Consider the following 16,674-nt stretch of genomic DNA (forward strand, 5'->3'; position numbering starts at 1 on the left):
GGTGCACAAAAAATACTCACGTCAGCGCTCATCGCTCAGAGCTCAGCGTTCAGATATTCGGGCAAGGCCGAATGGTACAAAGGCCGAGGGTCAGCGGATGGTTGCCGCGCTGGGTCGTGGAGTTGTGGGTTTTGTCGAGAGGAGCGTGACGGTGACATGCTCATGGTCGATACGAAGGGTCAAGGGCTGCCCCACCTTCACGTGAGGAATTCCGATCTTTGAATTGAGCATGACCAGGCCGATGGGAGTACGAATAAAGACGAAGTTGGATTTGAGCTTGGTCACAGTTCCCGAGAGGAGAAGCTGCACATCGGCGCCGGTCGGTGGGGTTTGGCTGATCTGCAGATCGAACTGCAGGTCGTGGACTCCTCGGAGGCTATTGGCGTCGTCGACCTCGATGGTCAGCAGATCTCCCTCGTGATAGCTCGAAAGCCGCTCGTCCTCTGTGCCGAGCTGGATGGTCAGGTCACCGTCGGGCCCCCACCATTGGAAGGATTTTGGACCACCAGTTCCAGGTGTCACGGGCCCGCTGAGATAGCGATGGACTAACGATCCGTCAGCCCTTTTTCGGATCTCGACGACGGTATGGCGCCCATGCACCCAAAAGGTCACGACTTGTGAGGCCTTGAGATCCTTCAATGTTGTCGTGGAGCTGAGGGTCAGCAGTCCGATCGGGGTCTTGAGAAAGACGATTCCGGCTTTGGTTCGCCAGACGGAGCCGCGCAACGTGACCGAGGGGTCGATTGTGGCTGGTTCACCTGCAGCTGGGGCCTCAGCGACCGGGGCGGAGATTATTCCGGTAGTGGCCGGTGACTCCTCGGCATGGACGGAGCTCAGGAGGGTGCCAACGATTACACCGGCGTAGAACGTGTCACGGATACAGTGCTGAATCCTGCGAAGAGATGGATGGCAGATTCCAATCATCTGAGGTTTGTCCTTCTGCGATGCATCGTCACCTGGTGCGAATACCATGATGCCTGCGGGGAGTCAAGGTGAATGCCGATATCTCAGATGCCGGACCGGTGCGGTCCTCATGCTTGTGTGCGTGCGAGATCGGCAGGCATCGGGGCAAGGGGTTGGAGATGTACGGGACTGTTGCCAGGATGAGGGGGGGAGAGCAAGGGGTCGAGGGTCAGGATAATCCGGAGTTCATGACCGGCTGAGTGTGGGACCCCGAATCCTCTGAGCAGGAGCGATGGCGTGACCATGTGACAAATGCGGCGCATCTCGAACTGTGCCCAGTCCTCAGTCTCGACTCGGCGGTGGAGTTGTGCCAGTACGTCGCGACAGAATTCCGTGAGGAAGGACGGCATGGATTCAGGCGCCATTTGCGGCCAGAGTTCATGGGAGTCACCGAACAGGGCCATCAGTGCACGAGCCGGTCCATTCATATGCAGGATGCGAGCGGATGAGGAAAACACGATCATGCCCGAGTCCGGGGAAGAGAGGAGGGATTGTGGCGTCGTATCTGTTCCCTGTAAGACGGCCTCGTTTGCCGTCAAGACATCATCTGCTAGGCACTGAAGCGGGCTCTCCGGAAAAAGTGGTGACACAGGCATCCTTTCGGGGAAATGCTTCAGGACTGTGCAAGAGTTGAACCTATGGCTGGGCTCTAGGAAGCGTGACTATCCTACGAATACCGATCACAACGTGATGTTCAGAGTCGGGTGGCGCACAAAGAGGGTGTGGCGGTGGCGGAAATTGAACCAGCTATTTTTTGCGAACCAATAGGCGAATCGGGGTTCCCTCGAATCCATATTCCTCGCGGACTTGGTTCTCGAGAAAGCGGAGGTAGGAGGGCGTGATGTTGTCCGGGTGGCCGACAAACAACGCGAAGACGGGTGGTTGTATCGCGACCTGGGTCATGAAGGCAGACTTCGTGATTTTCGTCGGTTTGCCTTTCCGCACCGGGAGGGGGTGGGTGGTGAGAATCTCCTGGAGGAACTTGTTCAAGGCTCCGGTCGGGATCCGTTTCGAGAAAGCTGCGAATACCCGATCGATGGTGGGAAAGAGCTGGCCAAGCGAATCGGGATGCGCGGCGGAGGCGAATAGGACCGGCGCCCATGTCAGGAAGGGAAAGCGCCGATGCAGTTCCTGTTCGACTTCCTGCCGGGCCTGGCTGTCGCCTTCCCGGAGGTCCCATTTATTGACGAGGAGGAAACAGGCTCTTCCTTGCTTGATGATGATCCCTGCAATCTTGGTGTCCTGTTCCGTGACGCCTTCCGTGGCGTCGAGGAGCAAGACTCCGAGGTCGGATCGTCCGATAGCCAGGTGGGACCGGACCACGCTATAACCTTCGATGCCCCGGTCGATTTTTCCTCGACGACGAATGCCGGCGGTATCGGTGAAGAGATAATTCCGTCCTTGATGGAGGGCGATGGAGTCGATCGAATCTCTGGTGGTCCCCGGCACATCGCTGACGACCACCCGGTCTTCCCCGAGCACGGCGTTCACCAGCGTGGATTTTCCGACATTCGGTCGCCCCACGACGGCAATGCGGGGCATCGTCGTTTTCTCAGGGTTTTCATCGGGGACCGGGAGGAGCGGATAGAGCGCGTCCAGGAGGTCGGATACGCCGATGCCGTGCTCTGCCGAGATAGGATAGAGCGTGTCCGTGCCCAATTGATAGAAATCCGCCACGAGGGGTTCGACTTTGGGCGTGTCGATCTTATTCACCACAATAAACAAGGGCTTCGTTGTGCCGCGTAAGAGACGGACGACTGCGAGATCCGGGGTTGTGAGCCCGGTCCGGCCGTCCATCAGCAGAATCAAAATATCCGCTTCCGCAATGGCGAGTTCCGATTGACGCTTGATGAGGATCAACATGCTTTCCGAGGCGGTCGGGTCCAGGCCCCCTGTATCGACCAGGCGAAACGGCCTGTTCCGATAGGTGCCGTCGGCGTAGTTACGATCTCGCGTGACACCGGGGACGTCGTCCACAATCGCCGTTCGTTTGCCGAGCATGCGATTAAAGAGCGTCGATTTGCCGACGTTGGGGCGACCGATAATGGCCACAATAGGCGGGTGAGCCGCTGTGGCTTGCCGTACCGGTGCTGTTTCTTCGGCTGCGGTCTCTTCGGGGATGTTTTTGGGTTTTTTCGTGCGTGGCATAGAAATTTCTGTACCGACCGTAACATAAGATTTTTGGCAAACACAACCATCGTCGGGTACACTCCAATGAAATGACGTCATTTCACTTGAATTGGGACGAGATCGATGACGTGCTGCTCGACATGGACGGCACGTTGCTGGATCGGCATTTCGACAACTTCTTTTTTGAGGAAGAGTTGCCGCGCCGGTATGCCCTATTACATGGACTGACTTGTGAGGGGTCCCGCGAGCGATTGATGGCCATGTATCGGTCGGTCGAAGGGGAGCTGGCCTGGACCGATTTAGACTACTGGACCGAGCGAGTGGGCATCGATGTGGTGGCCATGCACAAGGAACTGGACCACATGATCGGGTTTTTGCCGAGCACAGAATCGTTCCTCCGGGAACTCAAGACCCTGGGGCGGCGGGTGACAATCCTCACCAACGCGCATCAATCGGGCGTGGAGGTGAAAATCGCCAAGACCGGCCTCGATCGGCATGTAGAGCGTATCGTGACGGCCTCCGAGGTGGGTTACTTGAAAATGCGGCCTGCGTATTGGCCGACCTGCCAGCGGTTGGTGGGCTTCGATCCTACACGTGCGCTGTTTATCGACGATGATGAGGGTTGTCTGGCGGCCGCCCGGCAGTTCGGCATCGCGCATCTCGTCCACAGCGCGAAGTCCAGCTCGCAGCTGCCGCCGGCATTTTCTGCATCCTTTCGATCGGTTGAGAGTTTGTCGACCTTGATGAAGGGGCCTCTCCCGCCGCATCCTTCTCAAGCGTTATAGCGGCGCAGGCCTTGCCGATCCTCGATACATTTCCCCGCCCAATCGCGGGACCTGTTGCATCTGGAACCGGTCCAGCTTAGTGATGGCGAGTCCCGCCTGTTCGATGAGCTGATCGATCTTCCGGTTCAGGTTGCATCCACAGCCGATTATTCGTTGAAGCGGGTTCACGCGGTCTTGCCAGGCCGCAATCTTGGCATCGTCGCTCCGGCCATGCTCTAGAAACAGAAATACTCCGTCATGTTTGAGGACTCGACAAACTTCCCGGAGTGCCTTCACCGGATCGGGAATCGTGCAGAGCGTCCAGGTACTGACAACGCAGTCGAAGGTTCGAGCGTCGAAGGGGAGCGTTTCCGCGCTGATCGGCTTGATTTGAAGGGGAAAAGCAACGGATTTACTTCGCTGCGCGACTCGGTTGGGGAGGAGCGGCGCCGGGTCTACGGCATGCAACCTGGACACGTCTCCCGTGTAGTGGGGCAGGTTGAGCCCGGTGCCCAGTCCGATTTCCAAAATCTCCCCGCGAGTGCCTTGCAACAACAACGTTCGGAGCTGCTGGAATTCGTCGCCGCTCATGACCCAGTCCATGAGGCGGGGAAAGATCTGTGTCGCGTAGAGTCCCATGATGTCCTTATTTGGATATTCCTTCGCGGGGTCGTGACGTGCGAACTCCGGGTGCTATTGTACTAGAAGACCGCTTCGTCGGTGTGCGAAGACTCGCCCATGTTCCGTGCCCTGCCCCACGTCGATTCTTGTTGCTCCCGCAGGTCTATGTTAGAGTCCTTCCTCTTTTTCTATACAGTTGCGGATTATCACGGCATGAGCAAAACCTACGATCATCAGTCCCTTGAAGTGAAGTGGCAGGCCTATTGGGAGGAGCACCGGACCTTCCGTGTAGCTGACGACCGGACCAAGCCGAAATTTTACTGCCTCGACATGTTTCCCTACCCTTCCGGATCGGGCCTCCATGTCGGCCATCTTGAAGGTTATACCGCGACGGATATTGTGTCCCGCTACAAGCGGATGCGGGGCTTCAATGTGCTGCATCCGATGGGGTGGGATGCATTTGGGCTTCCTGCCGAGCAGTACGCGGTGAAGACCGGTATTCACCCGGTCGTCACCACAGCTCAGAACATCGCCACGTTTAAGCGTCAGATGAAACGGGTCGGTCTGTCCTACGACTGGGAACGCGAGCTCAGCACGATCGATCCTGAGTATTATCGCTGGACCCAGTGGATCTTCTTGAAACTGTTCGAGCGAGGGCTGGCCTATGTGGCGGAAGTGCCGGTGAATTGGTGCCCTGCACTGGGGACGGTGCTCGCCAATGAAGAAATTATCGATGGGAAGAGTGAGGTCGGCGGGTTCGATGTGATCCGCAAACCGATGCGTCAATGGGTGTTGAAGATTACCGCCTATGCCGATCGACTCCTCGAAGATTTGAAACTGGTCGAGTGGCCGGCCAGTACCTTGGAGATGCAAAAGAATTGGATCGGCCGATCGGTTGGCGCGGAAGTCGAGTTCGATATGGCCGGCCTTCCAGGCAGGGTTCGGATCTTTACGACGAGGCCGGATACCCTGTTCGGCGCAACGTATATGGTGCTATCTCCCGAACATCCGTTAGTGGAAGTCGTCACGACTGCCAATCGCCGTACGGCGGTCACAGCCTATCGCGAGGCATCGGCCAGAAAAAGCGATCTCCAGCGGCAGGAACTCGAAAAGGACAAAACCGGGGTCTTCACCGGCGGCTATGCGGTCAACCCGGTGAATCAGGAGCGGCTGCCTATTTGGATTGCGGACTACGTGTTGATGGGCTACGGAACCGGGGCCATTATGGCTGTGCCGGCGCATGACGAGCGCGACTGGGCTTTTGCGAAGACCTATGCCTTGCCGATCCGCGAAGTGATTGCGGGCGGTCAGGTTGAACAAGAGGCGTTCGTCACAACCGACAAGGGAACCGTCGTCAACTCCACAACGCCGGACGGAAGTTTTACGATTAACGGATTGACGCCGGACGATGCGATTCCGAAAATCACGGCCTGGATAGAGTCTCGCGGCAAGGGCCGCAAGGCCGTGAACTATAAGTTGCGGGACTGGCTGTTTGCCCGTCAGCGGTATTGGGGCGAGCCTTTTCCGATTGTGTGGGTGGATGGCCAGGCCCTTTCACTTCCGGAAGAGCAGCTGCCACTGTTGTTGCCGGAGACGAACAACTTCAAACCGTCAGGGGGCGGCGAGAGTCCTCTCGCGAATCTTACCGACTGGCTCACGACGACCGATCCGATCAGCGGAGCGCCGGCACGCCGTGAAACCAACACGATGCCGCAATGGGCCGGTTCCTGTTGGTATTATCTGCGATTCATTGACCCGAAAAATCAGGACCAGCTCGTCGACCCTGACAAAGAGCGCTATTGGATGCCCGTGGATCTCTACATCGGCGGCAGCGAACATGCCGTGTTGCATTTGCTCTATGCGCGTTTTTGGCACAAGGTGCTGTACGACATCGGCGTGGTCAGTACTCCGGAGCCGTTTAAGAAGCTCGTGCATCAGGGAATGGTGCTGGGCGAAGATAACCAGAAGATGTCGAAGTCCCGTGGCAATGTCGTCAATCCTGACGAGATCATGGACCAGTTCGGGGCCGATGCGGTGCGGCTCTATGAAATGTTCATGGGCCCGTTGGAGGCGGTGAAGCCCTGGAGCACGAGGGGCGTGGAAGGGGTGACGCGGTTTCTCGAACGTTCTTGGCGACTGATGGCGAATGAAGAGGGCCGTCTGTCGAACACCGTGGTGGAGACCGTTCCGACGCTCGAGTACCAGCGCTTGCTTCACCTGACGATTAAGAAAGTCACCGAAGATATCGAGGCGTTGCGGTTCAATACGGCGATCTCTCAGATGATGGTGTTTACAAACGAGATGACGAAGGCCGAGCAGCGCCCCCGGGCCTTACTGGAACCCTTCGTCCTGATCCTGGCACCGTTCGCCCCCCATCTGGCGGAGGAATTGTGGGAAGTGCTGGGGCACAAGCCGAGCGTGTCTCAGCAGCCCTGGCCGATCTTCAATCCAGCCATGACCGTCAGCGATCGGTTGACCATTCCGATCCAGGTGAATGGAAAGCTACGAACCAAACTCGAAGTCGGAGTCGACGCAACTCGTGAACAGGTTGAAGGGCTGGCTCGTGCGCAGATTGGGGAGTGGCTGCAGGGCAAAGAGCCCAAGAAGATTGTGTATGTTGAAAAAAAGCTGATGAACTTTGTGGTATAGCGGACGAAGTAGGGGGCGAGGGGCGATGGGCGAGAGGCAATGGGGCGGACGTGTAATGTGGATCAAAGGTTTATCAGGCTCTGTGCCCCTTGCCCCTTGCTTCTTGTCCCTCGCCTGCTGTCTTTTCCTGTTCGGCTGCGGTTATCAGTTCCGTGTCGAGGGAGCAGGGCCGACGATTGGAGGGGCGGCAGCAACCGCTTCTCCCACGTCTCCGCCGCCGAGGTTGGTGGTCCGGACCTTGGAGAATAAGAGTTTCGAGCCGAATCTTGAGGCCCGCTACACCAACTATTTGCGCCACGAGTTTTCGTCGGGCAGCGGAGCGCAGATCGTTCCAGATACTGAGGCTGCCGACCTCGTGCTGTCCGGGCAAATTCTCTCGGTCAGTCTTCCCACGCTCAGTTTCAGCCAGACGACCACACTCGAAAGCCGCGCAGAAGTGGTGGTGATGATCAAAGTGGAGGAGAGCCGGACGAAACGTGTGGTATGGGCACAAACGGCCAAGGGTTCCTCGGAGTTCTACGTGACACCCGATCTGCAATTTAACCGCGTTCTGCAGAACCGGGCCTTAGAGCAAGCCGGTCGTTTTATCGCCGAGGACTTGGCGTCTCGCTTTTTGCTCCAATTGGAATCGGGGCAGCTGGCAAAGCCGATCGTGCGTCCGGCATCAACTGGCGCGGACACAAGCAGTAAATAGATCGCATCGCAACTATGGCTTCAGCTATTTCTCATGCGCAACTTAAGGCGCAGCTTGCGCAAGGAACGGTGGCACCGCTGTACGTAGTCGTCGGCGAGGAAGATTTGCTTCGCGATGTCGCCTTGGGGGTGCTGAAGGCCGCGATATTGGGCGAGGGCGAAAGCGACTTCAATTGCGATCTGTTTTATGGAGATGACGTGAGCGGATCCGAGATTGTCACCTGCGCGTCGGAAGTGGCTGTATTCGCGCCTCGGCGCCTGGTGGTGGTGAAATCGGCCGATAAACTTCCGGCCAGGGAGTGCGACGCGATCCTGCCCTATTTGAAAGAGCCGAACGATTCCACGACGGTGATCTTTGTTGCCACAAAGCTAGATGGGAGACTGAAGTTCACACAGGCCTTGACGCAGACTGCGGTCACGATTGATTGCTCCCCGCTCAGAGAGGCGCATTGGCTTCCCTGGCTCAAGCAGGATGCAGAACGGGTGGGAATTCAGCTCAACGAGGAGGCCGTCGAGCTGCTGAAGGAGGCCTGTGGCGGCTCGCTCTATTCGGTCCGGCGTGAATTGGAAAAGCTGGCGGCCTATGTCTCGCCAGGCCTGGCTGTGACCGCTGGCGATGTGGCGACGCTGCGTGGCACGGAGCCTGGCGCCTCGGTCTTTGATCTTACGTTGGCAATCGGTGCGAGAAACCGTGGACGGGTGTTGGCTATCTTGGCAAGGAATCTTGAAGCAGGAGAGGCTCCACTGAGAATTCTTGGCTCACTGGCCTGGCAATACCGGAGACTCTGGAAGGTGAAGGAAGTAGTGCGACAGGGAGGCCGTGAGGGGGAAGCCGCTCGGACGTTGCGAATGGACCCCGCCAAGGTGCGAGTCTTTCTCGAGCAGTTTCCCGACGCCCATTTGCAGGAGGCGCTAGGGTTGCTCTTGGATGCCGATGCCAAGCTGAAGGGTGGAAGTGGTGGCCGCCCTGTCCGAGTGCTTGAATGGCTGTTGCTGCGGTTGTGTGATCGGACGCAGACACAGACACGTCCACCCTCACCGAGTCGTGGCGCCGAAGTGCCGCAACCGGTGAGAGCCAGAACTATTTCGAACGTGCGAACGATTACGAGCGTGAAGCGGACAAGGAGTTGACGTGGAGCGTGAGGCGAGCAATCCGGCGCGAGGCCGTGTTGGGTTTCATCACACCCTTTGTCACAGCCTTGCCAAGGGCTGACGTGGCGAGACGGAGGGACGACGTGGCATCCTCAACCTTCTTGTCGGCCACGGCGGCTTGGACCTTCTTGACCAAGGTCTTGAGCGTACCCAGCGTCGCACGGTTACGGTCGTGCCGCTTCACGGCTTGGCGGGCTCGGCGAATCGTCGATTTATGTACAACCGGCATAGTAGACTCCTCTGGTAGAAAAGAAGCGCACTTGTACCATACGGCTCAGTAAAGCGTCAAGGTGAGCCATTTTCAAAAGGATATGCCTGTGTCAACCATCATTGCCCGTGACCGTCTCATCTTCGCGCTCGACGTGCCTTCAAGCGACGCGGCCGAGCGTCTGCTCGATCGAGTCGAGGATCAGGTTGTGTTCGTGAAAATTGGACTCGAGCTCTACACTGCCGCCGGACCCCAGATGGTTCAACGCCTGATTGCACGAGGCAAGCGGGTCTTCCTCGATCTCAAGTTCCTCGATATTGAGGAAACGGTGCGTCGCGCGACCGCATTGGTCGCCTCGATGGGCGTGGAGTTTTTGACGGTTCATGCGAACAGGAAAGCGCTGGCCGCAGCCGTCCAGGGTCGTGGCGATTCCTCGCTGAAATTGTTGGCGGTGACCGTATTGACCAATTTCGACAGCCACGATCTCCGGGAGATGGGCATTCAGCGGACCGTGCAGGAGTTAGTCACCGCGCGGGCGCTGTTGGCGTCCGAAGTGGGCTGTGACGGGGTTGTGGCGTCAGGCGAAGAACCGGCGATTCTTCGCCCCAAGGTCGGTCCACGGTTTCTGATCGTCACGCCCGGTGTGCGCCCGGCCGGCAAGGGCGTCGATGATCATGCGCGGGCGACCACGCCGACCCAGGCGATTTCGGCTGGGGCTGACTATTTAGTGATCGGCCGACCCATCAGAGATGCCTCGGATCCCGCCGCCGCTGCCGCTGCAATTCTTGCCGAAATGCAGACGGCTTTCGATACACGAGGCTGAGCAGGCCAACCGTGAGTTGCGGGTCTCCTGCTCCCTTTGCTAGAATCCCCTTTGTCTTCTCCGTATGGTGGGTGTAGCTCAGTTGGTTAGAGCGCCGGATTGTGGATCCGGAGGTCGCGGGTTCGAAACCCGTCACTCACCCCATACCCCTGACCGACCAATTCCGCACAATCATGACATTCATCCGTTGACGCTAGGGCGCGTTCACGCGTTCTGCGAAACTCCTGACTGCTTTTACGAAGATGAATTTCGAAGGTGGCGCGGTCGGATTGTTGTGTGCCTGTACCGGCGACCGGAGCTTATTCAGGGCGCGGCAGAGGTTGAGGGGGGACGGGCGTTTGGCTAGGGGAGGACTGATGGGATGATCCATTCGGGCGTTCAAGCTTTTCTAGGACATCCTGCTTGAGTCTCGTGGGTTCCTCGATTCGATTTTCACGCTGCAGGGTTCCCAGCTCCGCTGCTTTACGGGCGTTCAACTCCACCATGTCCGCTTCATCCCTGACCAAGGTCGGGGTTAGAAACACCAGCAGACTGAGTTTCTCGGTCGCCCGGCTTTGGAAGCGGAAGAGCCAGCCTAAGAGCGGAATATCTCCAAGGAACGGAACTTTCCGTTCGCTGAGGACGAGATTGTCCCGTACGAGTCCGCCAATGACGATGGTCTGTTGATCCTTCGCAATGGTGGTGGTTTCCATCGACCGCTTGGTCGTCGTGGGGCCTACAGGGACGGATGAGGTGCCTGTTCCGATCGTTTGAGCCACATTTTCAGCGATGGCGGAAATCTCCTGCTTAATTTCCAAGCGGATCAGGTCGTTCTCTAAGACTTGGGGCGTGAACTCCAATGTGACGCCCACGTCTTTTCGTTCGATCGTGACGAGCGTGCCGCCCGTGATTCCTTGGGCCTGGCCGGTTGGGAAGGGACGATTTTCACCCACGACGATTTTGGCCTTTTGATTGTCCGCGGCAAGTACTTGAGGTGTTGAGAGGACGTTGGTGTCCGTGAGGCTCAGCAACAGCTGAAGAAATGCCCGCACATTGACCGTGTTGAGTATCGTGACTGCTCCCCCTGTTGCCCCACCTGCAGCCACCCCGCTAATGGCCTGCGCGATGGTGGCTAAATTTTCCGGTGCACTATTGAGTCCAGCAATGCCTTGCAGTGAACCGCTCTTGCCCGAACCGATGACCTGAATAGGGTCGCTCCCGATTTGTCGGAGCCGATCAACCTGTACCTCCAAGATGACGGCTTCGACAAAGACCTGCTTCCGGCGCGTATCCAGGTCTCGAATGACAGATTGTAACTTGGTATAGGCGCTTTTGGTCGCGCTGATGATGATCGAATTCGTGGCTTTGTCCGCAAAGACTTGAACAGGGGCTTCGAATTCGCTCAAGGGCCTGAATAGCGGTCTCGTGCCCGGTGAGGTTTGTGCCACGGTCTGAGATCGGGCGACGAGATTGGTCAGGATGGCGGCCAGGTCGGTCGCATTGGCATGTTTGAGTTTGTAGACGAATGCGCCTCGTTCCGGAGGAAGGTCCCCCATCGCGACGATTTGATTGACGTTGCCTTTCTGGACGACAGCCAGACGGCTCACTTCGAGCGCTGCCACGAACATGCTGTAGGCTTGGTCGTGCGTGACCTTGGTCGGGGAATACACGCTGATTTTCCCACCGGCTTTTTTGACGACATCATCCAAGACAAAGTTTTTGCCGGTTAACTCGCTGATGAAACGAACAAAAACAGAGAGTTCAACGTCATTGAAGTCGAGAGAGACGCGGCCGGGTGAGCTTGCGCCGGATTCGGCCCGTAGGGTGAGAGGAAGCAGAGACACGGTCAGCACTACCAGTACACAGACGAGAGAGGCCGGCCTGATCCACCTAAATTGTCCGAAAGAGAGAAAAGTCATGATTCACAAACATTGTATGCGTATAGAGTGGGATCAATAATCCCCCGGATCACGTTGAGCATGAAAATGGGAATAGCGAACGGTACCATAAGCTTGCCATCGACACAACAAAACTGCAGCGATGCCTTTGTGCTCAAGCATGGTATCGGGCTTCTTCGTCTATTAGGTTACCGATCATTCATTGTGTCTCGTTCATCTTCGTCTGAGCGTCGAAACTACCCGGGGGCATAGTCCATGTTGCTGATTCCTGACAGTCTTGTTCATTTTTGACGACCGGACAGGAAATGAAGGAATAGCGGTATCGACTAACTCCTCAATAACATAGGGGCGCTCAAATTAAATATGAAAGCTGTGATGGCATTGGGATTGCAGTTCTCTGCTTGGTTTGCCCCTCTGCGAGCGTGAGCCTCCACACGGATGTGAGATTTTGGCAAAGTGGCTTGGGGAGCCACATTGCACCTTTTAATGATCTGCTAAGGTTGAAGCGTGCGGACGGATAAAACTCCCCCTCAAAAAACTGACAAAAAGACTCCCTCCCGGGCACCGAAGCGGGGTCTTGTCGGCTATAGCAAGAAGAGCGCACTGCTCGAAGAAGCCATCACGCACATGAACACCGGCAAATATGGCCGGTCGTCTGCTGCGTTGAAAGAATTACTCACCCTTGATCCTCACAATACGGAAGCTCGCCGGCTCTTTGCCACATTGCATCTGCGCCTCGGCAGTCTCGTCACGGCTCGGCAGGCATTTGAATCTCTCGCCAATGAAGCGATCGGCAGGCAAGACTTTTGGTTGGCGGAATCCCTATTGCGTGAATACTTAGCTGCCGGACCTCGGTGCGTACCGTTTCTTGAGCAATTGGCTCATGTGTATGAGGAAAAGGGCGATGCCATGGCCGCGGTGGCCGAATTGGGCAAGGCGATCGATATTCTCATCGAGAGTCCCGACTCTGATAATCCCAAGAAGCCGTCTCAGCTCTACGCCAAGGTGAGGGCGCTTGCACCGGCCAGCTCTGTGGCGTTCCAGTTTGCCTCACTTTTCGACATACAAACCGGTGATTATTTAGGGACTGCCCCGGTAGTCGCTGAAGCCGCGACGTTACCAGCAGTCGATACTGCCCAACTCCAGGATGTAACTCTTGCCCCCACTGAAGAGACGAGTCCTACTGGTGCGATGTCGTGGGAGCAGGGTGATCGTGCTCCGGGCAATCAAGAAGAGGTACCGCTATCCCCGGCATTGAGTCCCGTCATTGACTCGATCGAGGCTCCGGAGGTGCTGATAGACCCGGCACCTATCTCTTCTGTCCCTCAGGAACAGCTGGTTCCATTGTCCGAATTGACGGAACCAAGGCTGCCAGCCGATCCTTCCGGGCAGGATCATGTACCGGAGATGTCGTGCTTGCCCAGTTCTGGGGAGATCCCACCTGCCCCTTCGATGGTATCGGCCGAGCCGCTGCTATCGCCTTCCGAACATCGAGATATTGGGATTGGGCAGCCGATGTTCGAATTGCCTCCCTCTGTTGTGGGAGAAGTGTCTACTCCTGACTCTTTAGAGGAGCGTGCAACGGAGGCTGGGATATCCATCCCCTCCTCTCCCGTCGAATCGTCGGTGTTGTCCGCTCCCATGCCTTGGGAGCAGATCGAACATTCCAATATCAGAATTGAAGCTGCGGCGCCGTCGATCGCTCTTCCCGCTCAATCGGATGAGGCACCACTCTTTGGCGCCGAATCGTTTCCTGCCTCGCCCAGCATGTTACAGCCTGGACCTGTATCCGATCAGTCGGCCAGTCTGAATCTTTCTCAGGAATTGCCAGAGCCGATTCAGGCGCCCGGGGTGGATTTGGCGGTGAGCCCTGCGGTGGTATCAGAGCCGGAGGTGCCGACGCTCTCCTTCATGGCTCAACCAGAATCGGAGATCGCGCTGCCGGTGAGTTCTGTGTTTGTGCCAGAGCCGACGGTGTCGAGTGAGATGCGCGATGCGGTGGATTTGGCGGTGAGCCCTGCGGTGATATCAGAGCCGGAGGTGCCGACGTTCTCCTTTATCGCTCAGCCAGAATCGGCGGAAGCGCCGCCGGTGCCGAGTGAGTTGAGTCATGTGGTGGACTCACCGGTGGTTCCAGAGCCTGAAGCCCCGGCCCTTTCCGTCTCAGATTTTTCCGCACATGTTCCATTTTCATGGAACTCCGTTTTTGATGGCGCATGGAAATTTGGTGCGGGAACGTCGGCACCGAGTTCTCCTAGTTCATTCTCGACGCCGAATGCGATTTCACAGGTTGCGAGGGAGGCGGAATCGGTTCAGCCTGAATCAGTGCCAGAGCTCGCCGATCCCGTCAGTACAGCGACACCAGCACCGCCATTTTCTGTCACGGAACCAGACACAGTGCCATCGGCTCAGGCTTCAGGCTTGGAAGAAGAGCGTGACTCGATCCCAGAAGCAGCTGTAATCAGAGTGCCCGATCTTTCCGAATCCGTAGCGGCTTTTCTGGAGGAAAAGTCTTCGCGTCAAGAAGAGCCATCGACTCTTTCGGTCGAGATCCCACATGCTCTTGAGGTGGACCTTCCAGCGCAGACGATGTCGGAGCCCATCGAACTCGCTCGTGAGACTGAACCCGCACCGTCCTCATTTTTCATGGATCCACAGCCCGTGGCATTATTCGAGGACGCCGCTGTCCCGGAGACGTCACCCTCAGCGGTGATTCCAGAAGCATCACCAGCTCCGGAGGCTTTCTCAATAGTCAGCAAAGAAGTAACCAGTACACCGGTCCAGATTGCCGAGGTTCCACCGTTCTCCGAAATAGCCAGTACTGAGCCAGCGGTGCCAGTGGCCCCGATAGAGACCCCCTCACATTGGAGCACTGGCGAAGTCGAGGTGCAACCACATCGCCCGACTGATAAGAAGCGAAACTGGGACAAGGAAAAAGGGGAAGCGACAGTCGTCCCCCCGGCTCCCGAGCCGGTGGTAGAGCAATATGAGCCGATTGCTGCGCCGCGAGCTGATTGGGAATCGGCTCCCTCTGAGGCCGCGCCTCCTGTCGTTGAAGCCGTAGCTCCCGTCGTAGAGGAAGTGGTTCATGAAGTGGATACGAGACCGGAATGGGTGCGGGCAAGTGAGTCGATTACATTTGTGACTCCTAGTCCCTCCTCTCCGGCAACGTGGCAGGATTCCGGCATTGAGTCTGTCCAGTCCAATCCGGAACCGACGCTCTCAGTGGCAGCGTCGGCGGTGGATGTCCTGTTTGACTCAACGGGACAGAGAAATCAGGCTCCCGCGCAGGATCGTACGGCACGGCCACGACCTTCCCCATCGTTTGCGACGAGAGTGGCTCGAATCCGCAGCGGCTTCTCATCGATGATCGGGTCCTGTTTTTCGACGACGCAATCGATGGTCGTATTTTGCTTGGTGTTGGCGTTTGCCTGTGCGGCTCTGGTCGCGATCGGTATCGGAGGGGTGGGAATGGCCTGGCTGGTCATGGAAGAGCCCCCGACCCCGGTCTATCGCAACCTGACGGCGAGTTCCCCCCAGGCGCATACAGACCAGCGGAAGAACGGGTACTTTATGCTGCTTGGTTTCGGCTCGCTTGCGGAGCGGGACCCACTCCAAGCTGGTTATGAGAAGAAGGCTGAGGGGCAGGAACTCCAGGCGGCACAGGCCTGTATGGCCGGTGATGAAGGGGCAGGGAGGACGACCACTGGGGCCTCTGCCAATGTGCTGAGAGGGTGGTTCAGCGGTACTGACCCCGTTGCGCAGATGAAGCCGCAGGCTGCAGCCGTACGATCCTGGACGGCTCAAGAAGCGGTTGGCCTCAAGCGGTACCAACAATGGTTGTCGATGCCGTTTGAAGATGTGGGGTACGGACAAATCGTGAGCCCAAACTGTGCTCAAGTTCTGCTAGCCCATCGGCTGTATCTGGCAGAAGGATTTGCGCAGGACCTCAACACCGGACTTGGACGGCTTGAAAGCGATATGGGGTCCTGGCGCGTCGCACTGGGACAGTCGAAGACGTTGATGGTCAAGATGTTGGCTGCGACGGCCGTCCAGGACGATGTGGCCATCGTATCCGGACTCTTGACCCGTCAGGACCTCGATGCGGCAGCCATCGGTCGGCTTGGCAAGATCGTTCGCCCCCTCGATCAGGTAGAGCTATCCCTCCGGTGGCCGATGCAGAGCCATTTCGTCTGGGCCACGAAGACGGTGCCGGGCAGCCTGAAGAACGACAAGACCGATGAGCGTCCGCTGTACGTGTCCCTTGCGGCGGCGATGCCTCTTCCCGTGCAGCGTCGGGCCAACGCCTATGCGGACTATTACGAGGCGGCGAGCAAAGCCGTGGCCGAAGGGCGTTACACCAACTTGCCGAAACCATCCAGCTTCATCCGGACTCCCGCGGTCAGCGCGTTGGACTATGTGGCGAATCCGGTCGAGCACATCATCGGTATCGAGCCGCTCCCATCATGGGATCCTTACGTCGGACGGATTGTGGAGACCGAAGCGCGACTTCGCCTGGCGGGCCTGCAAGTCTGGATTAGACGAGGGCCACAAGAGGGGAATGTCCTCACGCGTCTCGCAAAGGCCGGACAAGCCTACTACGATCCCTTTACCGGTCTTCCCATGCTGGTCAACCAGCAGAGGGGCGTGATGTATAGCGTCGGGCGAGACGGCAAGGATCAAGATGGCGATCTCCATTTTGATGTTGCAGCGACCATTCCCACGATTCAAACGGTTGCGGTTGAGAATAGCCGCTCCGTCGCTCCATCCCGATCCAAGTAACCCACGCCTCCT

The 16,674-nt window shown here is 57.5% G+C and carries 12 protein-coding genes and 1 tRNA gene; 7 read left to right on the forward strand and 6 right to left on the reverse strand.

All coding sequences use genetic code 11. The annotated features are described in order from the left end of the window. Window positions 1-90: 90 nt before the first annotated feature. The 3 genes from Q7U76_04495 to der all read right to left on the reverse strand — a co-directional run bounded on the left by Q7U76_04495 (window position 91) and on the right by der (window position 3,111). The gene (locus tag Q7U76_04495) at window positions 91-924 is read right to left on the reverse strand and encodes a hypothetical protein (protein ID MDO8355630.1); all 834 of its coding nucleotides are present in this window, start codon (window positions 922-924) and stop codon (window positions 91-93) included. A gap of 107 nt (window positions 925-1,031) precedes the next feature. Further along, window positions 1,032-1,553, reverse strand: a complete 522-nt coding sequence (locus Q7U76_04500) for a hypothetical protein (GenBank protein ID MDO8355631.1) — start codon at window positions 1,551-1,553, stop codon at window positions 1,032-1,034. A gap of 157 nt (window positions 1,554-1,710) precedes the next feature. Continuing rightward, complete coding sequence (der, locus tag Q7U76_04505) at window positions 1,711-3,111, reverse strand: ribosome biogenesis GTPase Der (protein ID MDO8355632.1); 1,401 nt, start codon at window positions 3,109-3,111, stop codon at window positions 1,711-1,713. Between the two features lie 71 nt (window positions 3,112-3,182). Between der and Q7U76_04510 the strand changes: the two genes are divergently transcribed. After that, window positions 3,183-3,878: an HAD hydrolase-like protein gene (locus tag Q7U76_04510; protein MDO8355633.1), complete on the forward strand. Its 696-nt coding sequence runs from the start codon at window positions 3,183-3,185 to the stop codon at window positions 3,876-3,878. On the opposite strand, the gene Q7U76_04515 is transcribed toward Q7U76_04510, so the two are convergent. Then, window positions 3,873-4,496, reverse strand: a complete 624-nt coding sequence (locus Q7U76_04515; protein MDO8355634.1) for a class I SAM-dependent methyltransferase — start codon at window positions 4,494-4,496, stop codon at window positions 3,873-3,875. The two genes, Q7U76_04510 and Q7U76_04515, sit on opposite strands and share 6 nt — an antisense overlap. Before the next feature lie 195 nt (window positions 4,497-4,691). Between Q7U76_04515 and leuS the strand changes: the two genes are divergently transcribed. From leuS to holA, 3 genes are read left to right on the forward strand one after another with little or no spacing between them, the layout of a single operon-like run. Further along, entirely contained in the window at window positions 4,692-7,127 is a 2,436-nt protein-coding gene (leuS, locus tag Q7U76_04520) for a leucine--tRNA ligase (protein ID MDO8355635.1), read from the forward strand. A 55-nt stretch (window positions 7,128-7,182) separates the two neighbouring features. Next, window positions 7,183-7,821 carry an LPS assembly lipoprotein LptE gene (lptE, locus tag Q7U76_04525; protein MDO8355636.1) on the forward strand — a complete coding sequence of 213 codons (639 nt, stop codon included), beginning with the start codon at window positions 7,183-7,185 and terminating at the stop codon, window positions 7,819-7,821. 14 nt (window positions 7,822-7,835) lie between these two features. Further along, window positions 7,836-8,951, forward strand: coding sequence for a DNA polymerase III subunit delta (gene holA / locus Q7U76_04530; protein MDO8355637.1), 1,116 nt, complete (start codon window positions 7,836-7,838; stop codon window positions 8,949-8,951). Here holA and rpsT read toward each other — a convergent pair. Then, window positions 8,923-9,201: a 30S ribosomal protein S20 gene (gene rpsT, locus Q7U76_04535; protein MDO8355638.1), complete on the reverse strand. Its 279-nt coding sequence runs from the start codon at window positions 9,199-9,201 to the stop codon at window positions 8,923-8,925. The genes holA and rpsT overlap by 29 nt on opposite strands. Window positions 9,202-9,283: 82 nt before the next feature. Here rpsT and pyrF point away from each other — a divergent pair, with 82 nt between their 5' ends. Both pyrF and Q7U76_04545 read left to right on the forward strand, forming a co-directional pair. Continuing rightward, window positions 9,284-10,003, forward strand: coding sequence for an orotidine-5'-phosphate decarboxylase (pyrF, locus tag Q7U76_04540; protein ID MDO8355639.1), 720 nt, complete (start codon window positions 9,284-9,286; stop codon window positions 10,001-10,003). A 67-nt stretch (window positions 10,004-10,070) separates the two neighbouring features. Beyond that, window positions 10,071-10,147, forward strand: a tRNA-His gene (locus Q7U76_04545). A gap of 155 nt (window positions 10,148-10,302) precedes the next feature. Here the strand turns inward: Q7U76_04545 and Q7U76_04550 are convergent. Further along, entirely contained in the window at window positions 10,303-11,901 is a 1,599-nt protein-coding gene (locus Q7U76_04550; GenBank protein MDO8355640.1) for a secretin N-terminal domain-containing protein, read from the reverse strand. 486 nt (window positions 11,902-12,387) lie between these two features. Between Q7U76_04550 and Q7U76_04555 the strand changes: the two genes are divergently transcribed. Continuing rightward, window positions 12,388-16,662: a hypothetical protein gene (locus Q7U76_04555; protein ID MDO8355641.1), complete on the forward strand. Its 4,275-nt coding sequence runs from the start codon at window positions 12,388-12,390 to the stop codon at window positions 16,660-16,662. Window positions 16,663-16,674 lie beyond the last annotated feature (12 nt).

It is taken from the genome of Nitrospirota bacterium, from assembly GCA_030645475.1.
GTDB lineage: Bacteria > Nitrospirota > Nitrospiria > Nitrospirales > Nitrospiraceae > Palsa-1315.